We start from the raw sequence: 19,872 nt of genomic DNA, 5'->3' as shown, positions 1-19,872 counted from the left end.
CCCGTACGCGACGACGACGACCTCCACGGCGTCCGCTGCGTCCGCCCGCGCGAGATCGGCACCTGCACCTGCCGACGCCGGCACGGGGCTGCCGACCTCGGCCGCGCGGGCGGACGCAGCGGACGCCGTGGAGGTCGTCGTCGTCGCGTACGGGGCCGCCGGGCTGCTGGAGCGGGCGCTCGCCCCGCTGGCCGGCGCGCTGCCCGTCACCGTGGTCGACAACTCCGGGGACGCCGCCGTCCGGCGGGTCGCCGAGGCGGCGGGCGCGCGCTACGTCGACCCCGGCGCCAACCTCGGGTTCGGCGCGGCCGTGAACGTGGCCCTGCGCGACCCGCAGGTGCCCGGTGCCGACGTGCTGCTGCTCAACCCCGACGCCCGGATCGACGTCGACGGGGTGCGCGCCCTGCACCGGCGGCTGCGTGCCGACCCGCGCGCCGCCGCGGCGGGACCGGCCCAGACCGACGACGCCGGCGCCGCCGCGCGGGTGCTCTGGCCGTTCCCGACGCCCGCCGGCGTGTGGCGGCAGGAGGCGGGGCTCGGCGTGCCGGAGACCCGCGAGGGCTTCGTCATCGGCTCGGTGCTGCTGCTGCGGGCGGAGGCCCTGGCGCAGGTCGGCGGCTTCGACGAGCGGTACTTCCTGTACTCCGAGGAGACCGACTGGCAGCGCCGCGCGCACGACGCCGGCTGGCGCTCGGTCGTCGCCGGCGAGGTGCGCGCGCAGCACGTCGGCGGCGGGACCAGCACGGACCCGACCCGGCGCGAGACGCACTTCCACGCCTCCCAGGAGCGCTACCTCCGCACGCACCACGGGGCCGCCGGCTGGACGGCCGCGCGGGCCGCGGTCGTGCTCGGCAGCGTCCCCCGGTCGGCCCTCCCCGGGGACCGCGGGCGTGCGGCCCGCCTGCGCCTGCGCCTCTACCTGCGCGGACCGCTGCGCGCCGAGGCGGCGCTCGGCGACCCGCGCGTAGCGCGCGGACGCAGCACGCCGACGTCCCCGGCGAGCCCCACCCCTGAGTCCCTCGAGCGGGAGGCCGCGGCATGACGACCACCACCACCCGCCCCGCCCCGGAGGCACCGGCGCCGGGCCGGGCTCGTCGCCCTCGGCGTCGTCCTCGTCCTGCTCACCTCGGTGCAGCCCTGGATCACCGTGGGCGTCGGCGTGGCCGTGCTCGTGGTCGGCCTCACCCTGCGCGAGCCGATGGCGCTGCCGGTGCTCGGCATGCCGGCGCTGCTCCTGGTGAACCGCGTCGGCGGCACCCTGTCCGTGTCGGACTTCGTGCTGTTCGCCGCGTTCTGGCCCGCGCTGCTGTTCGCCCGCCGCCCGCTGTCCGGCCCGATGCGCGGCGTGCTGTGGGCGACGGCGTTCTACCAGGCCACCGTGCTGTTCACCGTGATCGCGAACCCGTACCTCGCCAACGCGGTGGAGTGGGTGCACTCGTGGCTGCTCGTCGGCGGCGCGCTGCTCGTCGGCTGGGCGATCGGTGCCGCGGGCTACGCGCGCCTCGCCCTCGGCCTGTACGTCGGCGGCTCGGTCGTGGTCGCGCTCGCCGCGCTCGGGCAGTTCGCGGTGAACCTGTCGCAGGGGAGCACCGGCCCGGTGTACCTGGACGAGCCGTTCCTCATGCACAAGAACTACATCGGGTGCGTGCTGGCGTTCGCCGCGATCATCGTCTACGCCCGGCCGCGCTGGCTGCGGTGGAACGACCTCATCTGCCTCGCCCTGTTCTCGCTGTTCCTCGCCGGCATCCTGGTCGCCCAGTCCCGGCAGGCGCTGATCGGGCTGGCCGTCGCGATCGCCGTCGTCGCCCTGCGCCCGGACCCGCACCGACACCGCTCCAAGGTCGTGCTGGTGGCGATCGTCGGCGGCGCGGTGGTCGTCGGCTCCCTCGTCCAGGACCAGCTCGAGTCCGGCGACCAGTACAACTCCGCGTACCAGCGGCTCGTCTGGTTCCGGCAGTCGCTGCTCATCTGGCAGGAGTACCCGTGGTTCGGCGCGGGCCTGCGCTGGTGGTACACGGACCGGTTCGACGAGAAGTTCCAGCCCCCGAACGCCGAGTTCGAGATGCTGTCCTCCGGCGGCGTCGTCGGGCTGATCGGCTTCCTGGTGATGTTCCTGGCGATCCTGGTCATCCTGTGGCGGGTCGACGCCCGGTACGGGACCCTCGCGTTCGTCCTGGTGCTGATGCGCCTGGTGCAGGGGCAGTTCGACCTGTTCTGGGTGGCGGCCCAGGTGTCCATCCCGTTCGTGATCGCCGGCATCTGCCTCGGCGCCCAGGCGCACGCCAGCCGGTCGGGCGCGGGCGACGACGGGCTGCCACCCGGCGCCGTCGCGTCCCCCTGTCCGTCGGCCACCGGGAGCACTCGTGACGCCCGACGTCGTGCACGTGGTGTGCACCGACGCCTTCGCGGGCGTCGAGCGCTACGTCACCACCCTCGCCCGCACCCAGGACGCCCGGGGCATGCGGGTGCACGTGCTCGGTGGCAGCGCCGACCGGATGCCCGCCGAGCTCGCCGGGTCCGGCGTCCGCTGGGCGGCGGCCCCGACGCCGCTGCGGGCCGCCGCCGCGCTCCGCCGGCTCGACACCCGGCTCGTGCACGCGCACATGACGGCCGCCGAGCTCGCCGCGGTCGTCGCGGGCCGGGCCCCGGTGGTCGCCACCCGGCACTTCGCCGCGCGCCGGGGCTCGTCCGCGGTCGGGACGGCGGTCGGGCGGTTCGTCGGCCCCCGCCTCGCGGCTCAGGTCGCGATCAGCCGGTTCGTCGCCGACCGCGTCGAGGGGCCGTCGACCGTCGTGCACCCCGGCGTGCCCTCCGTGCCGCGCACAGGAGCGCCGGAGCCGCAGCGCCGCCCGGTCGTCCTGATGGCGCAGCGGCTGGAGGCCGAGAAGCGCACCGACGTCGCCCTGCGGATGTGGGCGGCCTCCGGGCTCGCCGGCACGGGCTGGGAGCTGCTGCTGGCCGGCACCGGCGCCCTGCGCGCCGAGCTGGAGGGGCTGGCCGCCGAGCTCGGCGTCGCCGGGTCCGTGCGGTTCCTCGGCGCACGGTCCGACATGGACGCGCTGCTGTCGGCCGCCGGGATCTTCTTCGCGCCGCGGGGCGACGAGCCGTACGGCCTGTCGGTGGTCGAGGCGATGGCGCACGGCACCCCGGTGGTCGCCGGCCGCGGCGGTGGCCACGACGAGACCGTGGGCTCGGCGGACGGCGCCGTGCTGGTCCCGCCGGACGACGTGGCGGCGGCCGGTGCGGCGCTCGCCCGGCTGGCCGGGGACTCGGAGCGGCGCGCCGCCTACGGCGAGGAGCTCCGCGCCGTGCAGCAGCGCCGGTTCGGCCTGGAGCAGCACGCGGACGGCATCGCGGCGGTGTACCGCTCGGTGCTGGGCGCGCCGCTCGCGCCCGAGCCCGGCCCGGTCCGCGGATGACCCCCGTGACCGGCACCGACGAGACGCGCACGACCCCCGGCACCACCCCCGGGGCGTCCACGCGCCGCGACCTCGTCGTCGTCTCGCTCGAGCCCTGGGACGAGGTCTGGCGGCGCAACCAGCACCTGGTCGCGGGGCTGCTGGCCTCCGACCCGGCGCTGCGGGTGCTGTTCGTCGAGCCGGCCGTCGACCACCTGCACGACCTGCGCCGGGGCGCGACCCCGACGCTCGGCCGGCGGCTGCGGCGCCTCGGCCCGCACGACGGTGCCCCGGAGGGACGGGCGTGGGCGTACCGGCCCACCAAGTGGCTGCCCCGGAGGCTCGACGCCGGCGGCGACGCGCGCCGGGCCCGGGCGGTGGCGCGGGTGGCCGGCCGGCTCGGCATGGCGGACCCCGTCCTGTGGGTGAACGACCCCGGCGGCGCGGCCGTGCTGGAGGCCACCGGCTGGCGCGCCCTGTACGACGTCACCGACGACTGGCTGCACGCCGTCCGGGAGCCCGCCGAGCACGAGCGCATCCGCGCCGCGGAGCAGGTGCTGGTCGAGCGGTGCGCCGAGGTCGTGGTCTGCTCCCCCGCGCTCGCCCGCACCAAGGGCACCGACCGGCCCGTCACGCTGGTCACCAACGCCGTGGACGTCGACGGCTACCGGACGCCCGCGCCCCGCCCCGCCGACCTGCCGGGCACCGACTACGCCCTCTACGTCGGCACGCTGCACCCCGACCGGCTGGACGTCGAGGCCTGCCTGCGGCTCGCCACCCACCTGCGGGTCGCGGGCGCCCAGCTCGTGCTCGTCGGGCCGCCGCTGCTGGACCCGCTGGAGCTGACGCGGCTCGAGGCCGCCGGCGCCCTGGTGCTCGGTGCACGTCCCGCGTCGCTGGTGCCCGGCTACCTGCAGCACGCCGCGGTGCTGGTGGTGCCGCACGTCGTCGACGACTTCACCGACTCCCTGGACCCGATCAAGCTCTACGAGTACCTGGCGGTCGGGCGGCCGATCGTCAGCACCCCGGTCGCGGGCTTCCGGGACCAGCCCGCGGACCGGGTCACCACCGCCTCGCCGCAGAACCTCGCCGACGCGGTGGTCCGGGTGCTCGGCGAGCCCCGGCCCGCGGGCGTCGGCGCGGCGCCCGCGGACGTCCCGCGGTGGTCGGACCGGGTGCGGGAGATGGACGCGGTGCTCACGCGCGTCCGTGCCACGTCCGCCCGCTGAGCCCCTCCCCCGCGCGGGACTCCCGCGGGTTCCACCGTTCCCAGACGGCGGTGAGGCGCTCGGCGGTGCGAGCGATCGCGTACTCCGCCTGCACGTCCTTCCACGCCCGGTCCGCGCGTGCGGCGGCCTCCTCCGGGCGGTCCAGCACCCGGGCGACCGCCTCGGCCAGGGCGGTCACGTCGCGCGGCGGCACCAGCAGGCAGCGCGCGGTGCCGTCCGCGGCGACGGCGATCTCGTCCACCCCGCCGCCGGCCGTCGCGACCACCGGGACGCCCCGGGCCATGCCCTCGACGACCACCTGGCCGAACGGCTCCGGCACCGGTGACGCGTGCACCAGCACCGACAGGCCGTCGATCGCGGCGACCGGGTCGGCCACCCAGCCGGTCAGCTCCACGCGGTCCGCCAGCCCCCGGGCGGCGACGAGCGCGCGCACCTCGTCCTCGTAGCCGCGCTCCGCGAACAGCGCCGCGCCGACGACCCGGAACCGCGCGGTCGGGAACCGGTCGGCCAGCAGCGCGCACGCCTCGACGAACTCCCGCTGACCCTTCGTCGGGCTGACCCGCCCGACCAGGCCGACCACCGGACCGGCGGGCGCGGGGCGGGCGGCGGGGTCGGCGGCGACCTGGTCCGGCGCGAGCCCCGGGTACGCGAGCGTCCAGCCCCGCGGCAGGGGCAGCAGCGTGCGGGCCGTCGCCAGCGAGTTCACGACCACGTGCCGGGGCCCGCGCCGGGCCGCCGTCCGGATGACGCGCGCCACCGGGGCGGGGAGGTAGTCCTCGGCGATGCGGTCGTGCACGTGCCAGACGAGCGGACGGCGCGCCAGCCGCGCGGCGACCAGCCCGATCAGGTCCGCCTTGAGCGACGTCGTGTGCACCACGTCGGGGCGGAGGTCCCGCAGCAGCCGCGCGAGCCGGGCCACGAACGGCAGCGTCCCGGCCACCGACCGCGCCGCGCCCAGCGCCGAGCGCCCGGCCGCGGCCCGGTCCGTCGCCGCGATGCGCGGGTCCAGCGGCAGCACCCGCACCGCGACGCCGGCCTCCCTCAGACGGCCGGCGAGCGGTCCGTCGGCGAACAGCACCACGGTGACGTCGACCCGCGCGGGGTCGAGCGCCGCGCAGGTGCGCAGCAGGGCGAGCTCCGCGCCCCCGAGCTGGGCGGTGTGGTCGAGGACGACCACCCGCACCGGCCGGGTCACGGCGTCTCGACGCCGACCGGCGCGCGGTCCTTCCCGGACCGGCGGTCCGCCGCGTCGTCCTCGTCCTCGGGCAGGGCGTCCCCGTGCGGGGCGGGCACCTCGGCGTGCGGGGCGTCGTCGGCCGCCTCGGGCGCCTCGTCCGTGGCGGTGCCGGGCGCGGCCGTGCCGGTCGTGGTGGTGCCGGTCCCGGCGTCGTCGGTCGCGGCGTCCTCGGTCGACGCGGCGCCGTCCGTGGGCGCCGCGGCGTCCCCCGTCCCGCCGTCCGCAGCACCGGCGGAGGCGCCGGACGCCGCCGCCTCACCCTCGGGGGCGACGTGCTCGCCCGCGACCGCGTCGCCCTCGGCCGGCTCGTCGGCCCCGGCGTAGGCGTAGGTCGCCTCGTAGGTGACGTGCCGGCGCTCGGCGGCGCCGTCGACCGACAGCCCGAGCAGCGCCGCGTTGGCGGCCCGCAGGCGCTCGGCCGACTCCTCGACCGCGCCCGTGGGGGTGTGGCCCAGGGTCACCGCCAGGAGCACGCCGTCGGCGTAGGACCCGAGGATCGTCGCGTCGGCGGCCACCAGCATCGGCGGGGCGTCGATGATGACGACGTCCGCGGTGCTGCGCAGCTGCTCGACGAGCGCCCGGACGTCGGAGCTCGCCAGGAAGTCCGCGGGGTCCAGCTCGGTCTGCAGGGCCGGGTGCACGGACAGGTGCGGGATGGCGGTCGGCACCGCGGCGGTGCGCGCCCGGCCACCGCCACGGCCGGTGCGCACGGGCGCCTCGGCCGACGCGGGCAGCAGCGCGTTGAGGCGCGGCTGGCGCAGGTCGCCGGAGAGCACCACGACGCTGCGGCCGGACAGGGCCCAGGAGGCGGCGAGGTTCGCGGCGACGAACGAGCGCGGGGTCTCGACGTCGGCGGCCGTCACGACGATCACGGCGCTGCCGCTGTCGTTCTCCACCGCCGCCTGCAGGGCGGTGCGCAGCTCCCGGATGGAGCGGGTGTAGGCCGTCGCCTCGCGGCGGGCGACCGGGAGGGTGCCCTCGGCCTCGTAGGACTTCAGGGCGGTGGCGGTGCCGGACAGGCGGGCGAGCACCGGCGCACCGGCGCTGCGGCGGGCCGCACCCGTCGTGCGCACCTTGGTGTCCAGCCCGCGGCGGACCACGGCGAGGCCGATGCCCACGAGCAGGCCCGCGAGCCCCGCGATCAGGTACACCAGCGTCGCCGGGACGCTCACCAGCGTGCTGTGCACCGCGTTCTGCAAGATGGTCGCCGGGGACGCCAGCAACTGCGCCTGCGTGAGCTGGGCGGACAGCGTCTGGTACTGCTCCATCGTCGTGGAGTACTGCGCCTCGAGCAGGCCGTCCACCGGGTCGACCTGGGCGTTCGGGTTCGCGACCGCGGCGGCGGCAGCGGCGGCGCGGCGGGCGGCCGTGATCGCCTGCTGCTGCTGGTCGATGCTCTCGGCCAGCGTCGCCAGCCGCTCCTGCATCGAGGCGACGTCCGCGTCGAACTGCTCCTGCAGCTGCGCGACGTAGGCCGTGGCGACCGCGTTCGCCCGCTCGACGGTGACCTCCGAGTCGGGGCCGGTCTGCGTGATCACGACGCTGGTCGGGGTGTCGAGCACGTACTCGCCCGACGTGGTGGCGGCGAGCTCGTCGGCGAGGCCAGGCTCGCCCAGCTCCGCGGCGGCCGTGGCGGCTACGTCGTCGCTGGTCACGAGGCTCGGGTCGCTCTCGAGCCGGACGCCGGCGGTCGCCAGCGTCTCGGTGTCGACCAGCTGCACCGTGGTCTCGCTCGCGTACTGCGGCTCCTGGCGGGAGACGTACAGGTACGCACCGCCCAGCGCGGCCAGGACGGACACCAGGACCAGCCACTTGCCGAACCACACGGTCCGGAACATGTCCTGCAGAGTCATCGGGGGCGCCTTTCGGTCGGGACGGGCTCAGGCCGGGGGACGCTGCCGGCTGCCGCGCTGCGCTCCTCGCGCACGATCGCGTGCAACCGGTCGACGAACCGTCCGGCGGCGAAGTCGTCGGCGTGCGCCGTCAGCACCCGGGGGTCCCAGGTGCGGGCGAGCGCACGCCCGGCGGCCTCGGCCACCAGGTCGGGCTCGGGGGCGTCGAAGAACTCCCCGGTGACGCCGTCGCGGACGGTGTCGAGGTACCCGCCGTCGCGCAGGACGACGGACGGACGGCCGAAGGCGGCTGCCTCCAGCGGGGACAGGCCGTAGTCCTCGTACGAGGCGGCGACCAGGGCGGCGCTGTTCCGGTAGAGCCAGCGCAGGCGGGCGTCGTCCACGCGGCCGACGAGGCGGACGCGCGGCAGGTCCCGGACCAGGTGGGTGAGCGCGGCGCGCTCCGGGCCGTCGCCGACCACGACCAGCCGGGCACCGGGGGTGCGCCGGACGGCCTCGATCACGACGTCCACGTTCTTGTACGGCAGCAGCCGGGCGACGCAGAGCAGGTACCCGGGCTCGACGCCCTCGACGGGCGTCTCCTCCCCCGCCGGCAGCATGGCGGGCGGCGGCGGCAGGATCTCCGCCTCGATGCCGTACACCTCGCGGACGGCGCGGGCGGTGACGGTCGAGTTCGCCAGGTACCGGTCGGCGGTCGCCGCCGCGCGCCGGTCCCACGAGCGCAGCGCCGGGGCCAGCAGCCCGAGCGCCTGCGCCGCGATCCACCGCTGCGCGCCGCCGGAGCCGGAGGCGTGCCCGGGGCCCAGGTAGCGGTCGGTCTGGTACAGCCAGCGGGCCGGCGCGTGGCAGTAGACCACCTTGCGGCCGGTCGTCGGGAAGCCGTGCGCCCAGCCGGTCGAGGAGGCCAGCACCACGTCCGCGTCGATGGGGGTCGCGCGGACGGCGGGCGCGAGGAACGGCAGCGCGAGCCGGTGGTGCCGGCGCAGCACGCCCAGCCGGTCCAGCGGGCTGGTCCGCACGTCGAGGGGCCCGAACTCCGGGAACGTGCCCTCCGGGTGGTAGAGCGTCGTGTAGAGGGGGGCGCCGGGGAACGCGTCGGCCATCACCAGGGCGACGCGCTCGGCGCCTCCCCGCTGCGTGGCGTAGTCGTGCGCGAGCGCGACCCCCTCACCGACCGCCATGGCCACTCACGACGACGTAGAGCGTGCGCCACAGGATCATGAGGTCGAAGGCGATCGACCAGTTCTCGACGTACCGCAGGTCGAGCTTGACCGCCTCCTCCCACGCCAGGTCCGCGCGGCCGCTGATCTGCCACAGCCCCGTCAGGCCGGGCTTCACCAGCAGGCGGCGGCGGGCGGACTCGCGGTACTGCGCCACCTCGTGCGACAGCGGCGGGCGGGGGCCGACCAGGGCCATCTCGCCCCGCAGCACGTTGAGCAGCTGCGGCAGCTCGTCGAGCGAGTGCTTGCGCAGGAAGTGCCCGACCCGGGTGATCCGGGGGTCGCGGTCCATCTTGAACAGGGGGCCGTCGGCCTGGTTCGCCGTGCGCAGCTCGGCCAGCCGCTCCTCGGCGTCGACCACCATGCTGCGGAACTTCAGCATGGAGAACTCGCGGCCCTCCTTGCCGACGCGGGTCTGCTTGAACAGCACCGGGCCGGGGCTGGTGACCTTCACGGCGACGGCGACGGCCGCCAGCAGCGGGGCCAGCAGCAGCAGCGTGCCGGCGGCGAACGCGGTGTCGAACACCCGCTTCGCGAGGATGCGCGAGCGGCGGGACTCCGCGGCGTTCACGTGGATCAGGGACAGGCCGGCCGTCGGCTCGAGCGTGACGCGCGGGCCGAACACCTCGACGATGCCCGGCGCGACGACGAGCTCGGTGTGCGTGCGCTGCAGGGCCCAGGACAGCCGGCGCAGGGCCTGGCCGGACAGCTCCGAGCCGGTGACGATGACGACGTCGAACTCCCCGTCGACCGCCACCTGCACGACGTCCGAGACCGTGCCGAGCACCGGGGCGCCGAGCGGCGGCAGCGGCCCGTCGAACGACGGCACGCACACGCCCGCGATCTGGTACCCGTACTGGGGCAGGCCGCGCAGGTCGTCGACCACGTGCGTGATCGAGGACGCGTCGCCGACCACGAGCGTCCGGCGCATCGACTCGCCCGCGGCCCGGCGGCGGTGCAGCGCCCGGCGCGAGAGGTGCCGGGCCGTGATGAGCACCAGGACGACGAGCGGCAGCGCGAGGAACACGATGGTGCGCGGCACGTCCACGTCGGCGCCGACCGCGAACACGGCCAGCGAGGCGGCGGTCAGCACCCCGCCGCGCAGCACGGCCTCGAACTCGACGTGCCCGTCGCCGATCACCTGGCGGTCGTAGCCGCGCTCGACCGCGACGAACGCGATGAACAGCAGGCCGATGGCCAGGCCCCAGGTCAGCTGGAGCAGGGAGACGCCGTGCAGCGCGAAGAGCAGCAGCGTCGGGATGCAGGTCGCCAGGACGACGTCCCGGGCCAGCGTCTCGAGCTGGTAGGCGGTGTGCTGGCTGCGCCAGCCGGAGGGCGCCGTGGTGCCGCGGGGCTCGTAGAAAGGCCGGTCGGAGGCCCAGGAGAGTCGCGGTCCGCGTGAGGCGCGTCGCCGTTCGGCGGCCTCGTGCTCAGCCGAGGTCTCCGGGCCCGGCGCCGCGACGGTGCGCTCGGTGGAGCGCGTCACGTCGTGATCGTCGAGCAGGCTCATGCTAGGTCCCCCTGGGCGGCCTCGTTGGTGTGACTTGAGGCTATATCAGCGGGTTTGTCCCAGTCCGCCCTATCTGTCCGTTTTCACCCCTTTCACACCCATATGGGGGAGCGCCGCCGCCCTGACGTGCAGCGACACCCCCGGCACACCCGCCGCAGCCCCGCACCGCCGACCTCCCACGCACCGCCGCACCCGCCCTGACCAGCGCGAACGCGGCCCGGACATGCCGCGAGGTCGTCACTCGGGCACGAGGTCGTCCTGCAGGAGTGACGACCTCGGCCGTGAGTGACGACCTCGGCGGCGCTGGGGGCGCGGGCGGGCGGGCTCGCCCGGGTGGGGGTCAGGCGGTGCGGGTGTGGAAGCGGAGCTGCGCGCGCTCCAGGCCCTCCGTGACCAGCAGCTCGACCGCGTCCGCGGCTGCGTCCACCAGCCACGGCAGGTCCTTCTGCTCCGCCTTGGCGAAGTCCCGCAGCACGTAGTCCGCCGCGTCCATCCGCCCGGGCGGCCGGCCGACGCCGACGCGCACCCGCAGGTAGTCCTTGGTGCCCAGCGCCTTAGTGGTGTCGCGCAGGCCGTTGTGCCCGCCCTCGCCGCCGCCGAGCTTCAGCCGGACCTCGCCGAACGGGATGTCGAGCTCGTCGTGCACCATCACGACCCGCTCGGCCGGCACGTCGAAGTACTGCGCGAGCGCCGCGACCGGGCCGCCGGACGTGTTCATGTACGTCGTCGGCTTCGCCAGCACCGCGCGCGGCCCGGGCACGCCGCCGGGACCGGTGCCGATCCGCACCTCGGCGGTCGCCGCCTGCGGGCGCCGGGACAGCACCCCGCCCTTCGCGGAGAACGACGACCCCGTCCGCCGCGCGAGCTCGTCGAGCACCATCTGCCCGACGTTGTGCCGGTTCCCCGCGTACTGCGGCCCCGGGTTGCCCAGGCCGACCACCAACCAGCGCCCCTCGCTCATCGCGGCGCCGCTCCCTTCGTCGTCGCGGGCCGCCGGAGCCGCCCTGACATGCCGGACGCCCGGCACCGTCGCACGGTACCGGGCGTCCCCAGCGTCGTCGGCGCGCACCCGCGCGCCGCCCGGATCACTCGGCGGCGGCGGCCTCCGCGGCCTCGTCGGCGGCGCGGTCCTCGGCGGACACGGTCGGGACGGTGACGGCCACGACGACCACGTCGGCGTCACCGGTCAGGACGGAGCCCGTCGGGAGCGTCAGCTCGCCGGCGGTCAGCGAGGTGCCGGCGGCGAGGCCCTCGATGGAGACCTCGACGTGCTCCGGCAGGTGCGTCGCCTCGGCGTCGAGGGTCAGCGTCTGCGTCTCGACGATGTGGATCGTGCCGGGGGCGGACTCGCCGACGATGGTCACCGGGACCTCGACGGTGACGGTCTCGCCGCGCTTCACGATGAGCAGGTCGACGTGCTCGATGACGTTCTTGACCGGGTCGCGCTGGACGTCCTTCGCGAGGGCGAGGACCGGCGTGCCGTCGACCTCGATCTCGAAGAGCGCGTTCGCGGCGCCCTTGACGGCGAGCATCGTCTCGTGGCCCGGGAGGGCGACGTGCACCGGCTCGGTGCCGTGCCCGTACAGGACGGCGGGGATCTGGTGCGCGCGGCGCAGGCGGCGCGCGGCGCCCTTGCCGAACTCGGTGCGGGCGGTGGCGGCGAGCTTGATCTCGGACACGGTGACTCCAAAGAGCAGACGGGGCGATGGCGACGATGTGTGGTGGCCTCGACGCGGGGCGCTGGACGGGCACGCGGAGGCGTTCCACCCTGTCGATCACGGAGTGGACGGACTGACACCGACGCGGTCCGCACGCGGCGCCGGCCGTGCACCCCCAGGGGTGCGGGCCGCGCCGTCCGCCGGACCGCCGTCAGGTCGTGGAGCGACCGTCCGACGTCCCTCGCCGAGGCAACCCCCCGATACTACCCGCGCCGCCGCCCGGCACGAAACCGTGCCGGGCGGCCGGTAGTGGCGCCGGGGGACGCAGCGGTCAGGACTGGCCGTCGAACAGGCTCGTCACCGAGCCGTCGTCGAAGACCTCGCGGATGGCGCGGGCGATCAGCGGCGCGATGGACAGCACCGTCAGCTTCTCGAACCGGTGCTCGTCGGGGACGGGCAGGGTGTCCGTGATGATGACCTCGCGGGCGCCGCACTGCTGGAGCCGGTCGGTGGCGGGGTCGGACAGCACGCCGTGGGTCGCCGCGACGATGACGTCCTTCGCGCCGGCCTCCATGAGCACCCGGACGGCGCCCGTGATCGTGCCGGCGGTGTCGATGAGGTCGTCGACCAGCACGCACGTGCGGCCCTCGACGTCACCGACGACGCGGTTCGCGACCGTCTTGTTCGGCTGCCGGATGTCGCGCGACTTGTGCACGAACGCCAGGGGGCCCCCGCCGAGCTTCTGCGCCCACAGCTCGGCGACGCGGATGCGGCCGGCGTCGGGCGACACGACGGTGACGTTGTGCACGTCGACGCGGGTCCGCACGTACTCGGTGAGGATCGGCATGGCCCACAGGTGGTCGACCGGGCCGTCGAAGAAGCCCTGGATCTGCGCGGCGTGCAGGTCGACGCTCATCAGCCGGTCGGCGCCGGCGGTCTTGAACAGGTCGGCCATCAGGCGGGCCGAGATCGGCTCGCGCCCGCGGTGCTTCTTGTCCTGCCGGGCGTACCCGTAGAACGGCGCGATCACGGTGATGGTCTTGGCCGAGGCGCGCTTGAGCGCGTCGACCATGAGGAACTGCTCCATCAGCCACTGGTTGATCGGCGCCGCGTGGCTCTGCAGCACGAAGACGTCGGCGCCGCGCACCGACTCCGCGAACCGGACGTAGATCTCGCCGTTCGCGAAGTCGTAGGCCGTGGTCGGCAGCAGGTCGATGTCGAGGCTCTTGGCGACGGCGGCGGCGAGCTCGGGGTGCGCGCGGCCCGAGACGAGGACGAGCCGCTTCTCACCGTCCTGCGAGACGATCCCGGTCATCGTGCGGTGTCCTCCGTGCTGGGCTGGGCGTCGGGCAGCGGGACCGGGTGGTCCGGCAGGGCGGGTGGGGGCGTCGAGAACACGCCGGCGCCGGACTCCGGCCGGCCGGCACGCTCCCGCTCGGCGCGGGCCTGGGGCGACAGCTCGGCGTGCTCGTCGCGGGCGCGGGCGGCGGCCTCGGCGGCGGGCGTGCCGGGGCGGGACCGGACGACCCAGCCCTCGATGTTCCGCTGGGCGCCGGCGCTCACGGCCAGGGCGCCCGACGGCACGTCGTGCCGGATCACGCTGCCGGCGCCGGTGTAGGCGCCGTCCCCCACGGTGACCGGTGCGACGAACATGTTGTCCGAGCCGGTCCGGGCGTACGAGCCGATGGTCGTGCGGTGCTTGCGGACCCCGTCGTAGTTGACGAAGACGCTGGCCGCGCCGATGTTCGTCTCGACGCCGATGGTCGCGTCGCCGACGTAGGACAGGTGCGGCACCTTCGAGCCCGCGCCGATCTCGGCGTTCTTCGTCTCGACGAACGTGCCGATCTTGCCGCGCTCGCCGAGGACGGTGCCGGGCCGCAGGTAGGCGAACGGGCCGACCGTCGCGTCCTCGCCGATGACCGCAAGGGACCCGTGCGTGCGGACCACGGTCGCCCCGGCGTGCACCTCGACGTCGGTGAGCGTGGTGTCCGGGCCGATGGTCGCGCCGGAGGCCACGGACGTCGCGCCGTGCAGCTGGGTGCCCGGCAGCAGCGTCACGTCCTGCGCGAGCTCCACGTCGACGTCCACCCAGGTGGTCGCCGGGTCGACGACCGTCACGCCCGCGCGCATCCAGTCGTCCAGGATCCGGCGGTTCAGCTCGGCGCGGAGCACCGCGAGCTGCGCCCGGTCGTTGACGCCCTCGACCAGCACCGGGTCGTCGGTGCGCAGCGCGCGGACGCGGCCGCCGTCGCCGCGGGCGATCGCCAGCACGTCGGTCAGGTACACCTCGCCCTGCGCGTTGTCCCGGCCGAGCCGGCCGAACGCCCCGCGGAGCACCGCCGCGTCGAACACGTACACCGACGAGTTGATCTCGGTGATCGCGCGCTGGGCGGGGTCGGCGTCCTTCTCCTCGACGATGCCGACCACGTCGCCGGCGTCGGCCGGGTCGGACGACCGGAGGATGCGGCCGTAGCCCGTCGGGTCGGCGACCTCGGTGGTGAGCACCGTGACGGCGTTGCCGTCGGCGGCGTGCGCGGCGAGGAGCTCCGCGAGCGTCCCGCCGTCCAGCAGCGGGATGTCGCCGGCGAGCACCACGACCGGGCCCTCGACCAGCACGCCGGCGGCCGCACCGGGCTCGCCCGGCCCGTCGCCCGCGGAGGCGGCCTCGGCCTGCGCGGCCGCGTCGAGCACCGACAGCGCGCACTGCACCGCGCGGCCCGTGCCGGGGACGTCGTCCTGGTCCGCGACCAGCACCTGCGGCAGCAGGTCACGGGCGTGGGCCGCGACGGCCTCCCGCTCGTGCCGCACCACGACCGCCGTGCGGCGCGGCTCCAGCGCCTGGGCGGCGGCCAGCGCGTGGCCGAGCATGGAGCGGCCCGCGAGGGTGTGCAGGACCTTGGGTGTGGCCGATCGCATCCGGGTGCCCTCGCCTGCGGCTAGGACGATGACCGCAGCGGGGCGGGGGGTGGTCACCTGTGGGTGCTCCCTGGTGAGAGGTCTGCCCGCGCACCCAACAGGGCGAGCCGGGCGGGGACGTCGTGCGCAGACGCACTCTACCGCCGCGCGGGCGGCCCGCCGTCGCGGGACCGGACCGGGGCGACCATGATGGGTCCCGGTACGGGCCCCCGGCCGGGACGCCCGCCGTCACCGCGAGGAGGGGCCGCGATGACCGGTACGAACGCGAGCGGGCCGACGTACCCACGGGTCGTGCAGACGGTCCTGGACACCACCGACCCCCGGTCGCTCGCGGAGTTCTACCGCGAGCTGCTGGGCCTGCGGTACCGCGACGGCGACGAGCCGCCCCCGCCCGGCGAGCCCGACCCGAACGGCGAGGACTGGCTGGTCCTGCAGGGCGAGGGCCGGTGGCCGCTGGCGTTCCAGAAGGTGCCGGAGCTCACGCCGCCGACGTGGCCGGACCCGGAGGTCCCGCAGCAGCTGCACCTCGACATGACCGTGCCGGACGCCGAGACGCTCGACGCCCAGCACGACCGGGTCCTGGGGCTGGGGGCGCGGCTGCTGTTCGACCGCCGCGACGACCCGGACGAGCCGCTGCGCGTGTACGCCGACCCGGACGGGCACCCGTTCTGCATCTTCGTGGGCTGAGCCTTCCGCACGACGCCACGCTACGGAAGGCTAGGCTGTTAGCCTTCCGTAACTCGACGAGATGGGGAAGGCTATGCGCGGCTCCGTGTCCCCCGAGGGCTCCGGTGACACCGCCGAGGGCGCCTGGCCGCCGGTCGGCTCCGAGCCGCGAGAGTGGGTCTCCCGGATCGACCCCGGCCACCTGGACGTGTGGCAGCGGCACCGGATCGAGCGTCCCTACCCGGCCGCTGTCCCCCCGCTGATCGCCGCGCTCGACGTCCGGCTGGACCCGGCGACCGTGCGCGCGGAGGCGACCGCGAGCGCGGAGGTGGCGCGCTTCGACACGGAGATGTCGACTCTCCCCGTCCCGATGCCGGCGATCCTGCTGCGCAGCGAGTCCGCCTCGTCCTCTCAGATCGAGCGGCTCACGTCGAACGCGCGCAACATCGCCATCGCGGAGCTCGACATCGACGCCAAGGAGAACAGCGAGCTCGTCGTCGCGAACGTCCGTGCCATGCAGCGCGCGCTCGAGGCCGGCCCGCGCGTGACCGCCGACACGATCCTGGCCGCCCACGCCGCGCTGCTCCTGCACTCCGACCCCGAGATCGCCGGCCGTTGGCGCACCGACCAGGTCTGGATCGGGGGCACGGACGTCAGCCCCCACGGGGCGGAGTTCGTGCCGCCGCACGCCGACCGTGTCCCGGAGCTGATCGAGGACCTGGTCCGCTTCGCCGGGCGCGACGACGTCACGCCGCTCGCCCAGGCTGCGCTCGCGCACGCGCAGTTCGAGACGATCCACCCCTTCCTCGACGGCAACGGACGCACCGGCCGCGCGATCATGCACACGCTCATGCGTGGCCGAGGCCTGACGCGCAGCTCCACCGTGCCGGTGTCGTCCGGGCTCCTGCGGGACACGGTCGGGTACTTCGACTCGCTCACCGCGTACCGCGCGGGAGACCCCGACCGCATCGTCCTCCAGGCCAGCGAGGCGGCCGTCGCGGCGGTCATCAACGGCAGGCAGCTCGCCCACGACATGATCGAGATCCGCGAGGGCGCACGATCGGCCCTGACCGCCCGCTCCGACTCCGCGGCGTGGCGGCTGATCGACCTGGTGATGCGCCAGCCCGTCGTCAACGCCGGACGCGTCGCGCAGGAGCTCGGCGTCTCCACGCGAGGCGCGCGCAACGCGCTCGACGAGCTGACCGCATCAGGGCTCCTCACGCTCGTGAGCGCAGTGCGGCGCGACCGCCTCTGGCAGGCTCCGCGCGTGCTGACGGCCATGGACGCGTTCGCCCGGCGCGCCGGACGGCGGGCGCACGGGTGAGCGCCCCGGTCCGGTGAGCTGCTCCGGACCGGGGCGCGCGACACGATGCGGCGACGCTCCGTGGTTCACACCGCCCGTGACCCGGACGGCCGCGTCGCCCGCACCGCCGCCGCGACCGGCAGGGTCAGGCCGATGACCACGACCACCGCCACGAGCGAGCCGACGACCACCGGGTCCACGACCGGCAGCGGCACGCCGAGCAGCCCCTGCCCGACGCCGAGCAGCGCGGGCAGCACGCACGCCGCCCCGACGAGCAGCGCGGTCGCCGTGGTGAGGCCCGACTCGAGGGCGACCATCCGCAGCAGCTGCCGGCGCGTCGCCCCGGTGCGGCTCAGGAGCGCCAGCTCGCCCCGCCGGGAGGTGACGAGCGACACGAGCGTGTTGGCGGCCGCGACGGCGACGAACGCGAGGAGCGCGAGCAGCAGCGCGGTGGACAGGCCCTGCTCCGCCGCGGCGGCCTCCCGCACGGAGCGGGCGTAGCCGTCGACGTCGGTCGCCGTCAGGCCGGCGGCCTCGACGGCCTCGCGGGCCGCGGGGACGTCGGCGGGGGTGTCGGCGCGGACCAGGAGCGTCGCGGCGGGGCCGTCGGCCGCGGCGACCGCGGCCGTGTCCCCGACCAGGTAGTCGCCCAGCCCGAGCCCGCGCTCGTACACGGCGACGACCGTGAACGTGGTCAGCTCACCGTCCAGGCGCACCTCGAGCGGCTTGCCGACCCCGGTGCTGCCGAGGGCGGCCTCGCTGCTGACCGCGATGGTGCGGGGGCCCGCGAGGTCCGCGAGCGAGCCGGAGCGCACGTCGGGGTCCACGAGGTCGCCCTCGACCGGCACCGTCCGCAGCGCCGTCGCCTCCCACGACAGGCCGTCCAGGAGCGGCATGTCCTCGTCCTCCTCCTCGATCCGCACCTCGGCCGGCACGAGCGTGGTGCGCGCGGCCTCGGCGACGCCCGGCGACGCGGCGACCTCGGCGGCCTGCTCCGCGGTCACCGGGCCCTCGGCCACCAGGTCCGCCGTCAGGGCGTCGCGCACCTGCTGCTCGGCGGCGTCGACGACCGCGCTGCTCACCCCGGACTGCACGGTCCCGAGCGCGAGCAGCAACGCGAGCGGGACGACGGCGCCGGTGAGCCGGCGGGAGAAGCCGCGCGCGTTGGCGAGGGCCAGCGTCGGTGCGGCGGCCGCGCGGGGCCCGAGCAGGGAGAGGCCCCGGACCGCGGCCCAGCGGACCAGCAGCGGGCCGAGCAGCGCCGCGGCGATGATCAGCAGGAACGCCGACGTGGTCGCCGCGGCGCTGCCCATCACCCCCGGCAGGACGAACGGCACGAACGCGACCGCGAGGCCGCCGGCCGCGAGCACCAGGGCGGTGGTCCGCCGGCCCGCGGAGATGCCGGTGGGCTCGGCGGCGGAGCGCTGCACGGCGCTCGCCGGGCTGAGCCGCGCGCTCTCCCTGCCCGCGAGGCGGGCGCCGAGCAGCGCGGTGGGCACCAGCAGCGCGAGCGTCGCCAGGACCGGCCACGGCGTGACGGTGGTGGTGAACCCCGCGGGCACGATGCCGCCGGACTCCAGCACCCCCGCGAGCAGCGGCGCGAGCAGCAGCCCCGGGACGGCGCCGAGCGGGGCCGCGACGGCGAACACCAGCAGGACCTCGGCGGTGACGAGCTGCCGCACCTGGCGGGTGGTCGCCCCGACGGCGCGCAGCAGGGCGAACTCCCGGGCGCGGGGGCGCAGCGCCCCGGCGAACGTCGAGGCCACCACGAGCAGCGCGATGAGCACCGCGGTCCCGGCGAACGACGACGCGACGGTGACGAGCAACGACGCCGCGGGGTCGTCCGACCCGGCCGCGAGCCGGATGCCGGCCTCCACCCACGCGCCGGTGGCGGTGAGCAGGGCGGCCGCGAGCGCCACGACCAAGGCGCTGCCGGCCATGCTCGCGCGGTGCACCCGCACGGCGGAGCGGGCGGACGTCCAGACGGCGCTCATCGGCCCAGCTCGATCATCCGGGCCGTGACCTGCTCGGCGGTCGGCGCGTCCAGGTGCCCGGCGAGGCGCCCGTCGGCGAGGAACACGACGCGGTCCGCCGCGGCGGCGACGCGGGCGTCGTGCGTGACGAGCACGAGCGTCTGCCCGAGCGTCGTGGCGGTGCTGCGCAGCACGTCCAGCACCTGGGCGCCGGTGTGCGAGTCCAGCGCGCCGGTCGGCTCGTCGGCGAACACGACGGCCGGCCGCGTGATGAGCGCCCGCGCCATCGCGACGCGCTGCGCCTGGCCGCCGGAGAGCTCGCCCGGCAGGCGGTCCGCCATGTCCTCCAGCCCGACGGCCGCCATCAGGTACCGCCGCAGGTGGGCGTCGGGCTCGCGGCCGCCGAGGAGCAGCGGCAGCGCGATGTTCTCCGCGACCGTGAGGTGCCCGACCAGGTTGTAGGCCTGGAACACGAACCCGATGCGGTCGCGCCGCAGCCGGGTCACCGCGTCCGGGGACATCGTGGTCAGGTCGGCGCCCCCGATGACGACGCGCCCGCTCGTCGGGGCGTCCAGCCCGGCGGCGCAGTTCAGCAGCGTGGACTTGCCGGAGCCCGAGGGGCCCATGATCGCGGTGAACGAGCCCGGGGCGAGCGCGAGGGAGACACCCGCGAGCGCCTGGACGGTGCCGCGGCCGTTGGGGTAGGCGCGGCGGACGTCGTCGAGCAGGACGGCGGGGGCCACCCGCTCGGCGGGCCCCGGCTCTTATACACATCTCCCAGCCCACGAGACGCCACGCTACCCCGTCTGCCGTCTTCTGCTTGAAAAAAAAAAAACTGACCGGCTCCGCGCCATGCCGCCCCTCGTCTCCCCTCCCCCCTTCCCCCTCATGTCCTTCTCCTCCTCTCCC

Annotated in this window: 15 protein-coding genes and 1 pseudogene; 6 read left to right on the top strand and 10 right to left on the bottom strand. The window is 76.0% G+C overall.

Annotated features, from left to right (window positions below; genetic code table 11):
• From KJP73_RS16395 to KJP73_RS19370, 4 genes and pseudogenes are all read left to right on the top strand, one after another.
• Positions 1-1,042, top strand: a 1,042-nt coding sequence (locus KJP73_RS16395; RefSeq protein ID WP_213283952.1) for a glycosyltransferase, incomplete at its 5' end; no start/stop codon positions are given.
• Positions 1,043-1,198: 156 nt separating this feature from the next.
• Positions 1,199-2,044: pseudogene (locus KJP73_RS19735) on the top strand (O-antigen ligase family protein); the annotation flags it as partial.
• Between the two features lie 319 nt (positions 2,045-2,363).
• Positions 2,364-3,419 (top strand): glycosyltransferase family 4 protein, encoded by a 1,056-nt coding sequence (locus tag KJP73_RS19375; RefSeq protein ID WP_249669468.1) that lies wholly within the window; start codon positions 2,364-2,366, stop codon positions 3,417-3,419.
• A complete protein-coding gene (locus tag KJP73_RS19370) occupies positions 3,416-4,627 on the top strand; it encodes a glycosyltransferase (protein ID WP_249669467.1) in 1,212 nt (403 codons plus the stop codon). The genes KJP73_RS19375 and KJP73_RS19370 overlap by 4 nt, the downstream gene beginning before the upstream one ends.
• On the opposite strand, the gene KJP73_RS16385 is transcribed toward KJP73_RS19370, so the two are convergent.
• From KJP73_RS16385 to glmU, 8 genes are all read right to left on the bottom strand, one after another.
• A complete protein-coding gene (locus KJP73_RS16385; protein ID WP_213283950.1) occupies positions 4,596-5,822 on the bottom strand; it encodes a glycosyltransferase in 1,227 nt (408 codons plus the stop codon). The genes KJP73_RS19370 and KJP73_RS16385 overlap by 32 nt on opposite strands.
• Positions 5,819-7,717 carry a Wzz/FepE/Etk N-terminal domain-containing protein gene (locus tag KJP73_RS16380; protein WP_213283949.1) on the bottom strand — a complete coding sequence of 633 codons (1,899 nt, stop codon included), beginning with the start codon at positions 7,715-7,717 and terminating at the stop codon, positions 5,819-5,821. Before KJP73_RS16380 ends, KJP73_RS16385 begins: the two co-directional genes overlap by 4 nt.
• Entirely contained in the window at positions 7,714-8,898 is a 1,185-nt protein-coding gene (locus KJP73_RS16375; protein WP_213283948.1) for a glycosyltransferase, read from the bottom strand. The genes KJP73_RS16380 and KJP73_RS16375 overlap by 4 nt, the downstream gene beginning before the upstream one ends.
• On the bottom strand, positions 8,885-10,447 hold the full coding sequence (locus KJP73_RS16370; RefSeq protein WP_213283947.1) for a sugar transferase: 1,563 nt from the start codon (positions 10,445-10,447) through the stop codon (positions 8,885-8,887). The genes KJP73_RS16375 and KJP73_RS16370 overlap by 14 nt, the downstream gene beginning before the upstream one ends.
• 340 nt (positions 10,448-10,787) lie before the next feature.
• Positions 10,788-11,408: an aminoacyl-tRNA hydrolase gene (gene pth / locus KJP73_RS16365; RefSeq protein ID WP_213283946.1), complete on the bottom strand. Its 621-nt coding sequence runs from the start codon at positions 11,406-11,408 to the stop codon at positions 10,788-10,790.
• Positions 11,409-11,532: 124 nt separating this feature from the next.
• Positions 11,533-12,126: a 50S ribosomal protein L25/general stress protein Ctc gene (locus tag KJP73_RS16360; RefSeq protein ID WP_213283945.1), complete on the bottom strand. Its 594-nt coding sequence runs from the start codon at positions 12,124-12,126 to the stop codon at positions 11,533-11,535.
• Positions 12,127-12,436: 310 nt separating this feature from the next.
• The gene (locus tag KJP73_RS16355; protein ID WP_213283944.1) at positions 12,437-13,420 is read right to left on the bottom strand and encodes a ribose-phosphate diphosphokinase; all 984 of its coding nucleotides are present in this window, start codon (positions 13,418-13,420) and stop codon (positions 12,437-12,439) included.
• Positions 13,417-15,078 carry a bifunctional UDP-N-acetylglucosamine diphosphorylase/glucosamine-1-phosphate N-acetyltransferase GlmU gene (glmU, locus tag KJP73_RS16350; protein WP_213283943.1) on the bottom strand — a complete coding sequence of 554 codons (1,662 nt, stop codon included), beginning with the start codon at positions 15,076-15,078 and terminating at the stop codon, positions 13,417-13,419. Before glmU ends, KJP73_RS16355 begins: the two co-directional genes overlap by 4 nt.
• 192 nt (positions 15,079-15,270) lie before the next feature.
• Between glmU and KJP73_RS16345 the strand changes: the two genes are divergently transcribed.
• Together KJP73_RS16345 and KJP73_RS16340 are read left to right on the top strand one after the other, a co-directional pair.
• Positions 15,271-15,708 (top strand): VOC family protein, encoded by a 438-nt coding sequence (locus tag KJP73_RS16345; RefSeq protein WP_213283942.1) that lies wholly within the window; start codon positions 15,271-15,273, stop codon positions 15,706-15,708.
• Positions 15,709-15,781: 73 nt separating this feature from the next.
• Positions 15,782-17,011 carry a Fic family protein gene (locus KJP73_RS16340; RefSeq protein ID WP_213283941.1) on the top strand — a complete coding sequence of 410 codons (1,230 nt, stop codon included), beginning with the start codon at positions 15,782-15,784 and terminating at the stop codon, positions 17,009-17,011.
• Between the two features lie 65 nt (positions 17,012-17,076).
• On the opposite strand, the gene KJP73_RS16335 is transcribed toward KJP73_RS16340, so the two are convergent.
• Positions 17,077-18,984 (bottom strand): ABC transporter permease, encoded by a 1,908-nt coding sequence (locus tag KJP73_RS16335; protein WP_213283940.1) that lies wholly within the window; start codon positions 18,982-18,984, stop codon positions 17,077-17,079.
• Positions 18,981-19,706, bottom strand: a complete 726-nt coding sequence (locus KJP73_RS16330) for an ABC transporter ATP-binding protein (protein WP_213283939.1) — start codon at positions 19,704-19,706, stop codon at positions 18,981-18,983. The genes KJP73_RS16335 and KJP73_RS16330 overlap by 4 nt, the downstream gene beginning before the upstream one ends.
• Positions 19,707-19,872 lie beyond the last annotated feature (166 nt).

Source organism: Cellulomonas hominis (assembly GCF_901521055.1).
GTDB lineage: Bacteria > Actinomycetota > Actinomycetes > Actinomycetales > Cellulomonadaceae > Cellulomonas > Cellulomonas endometrii.
This window is presented reverse-complemented; position numbering and strand designations above follow the sequence as displayed.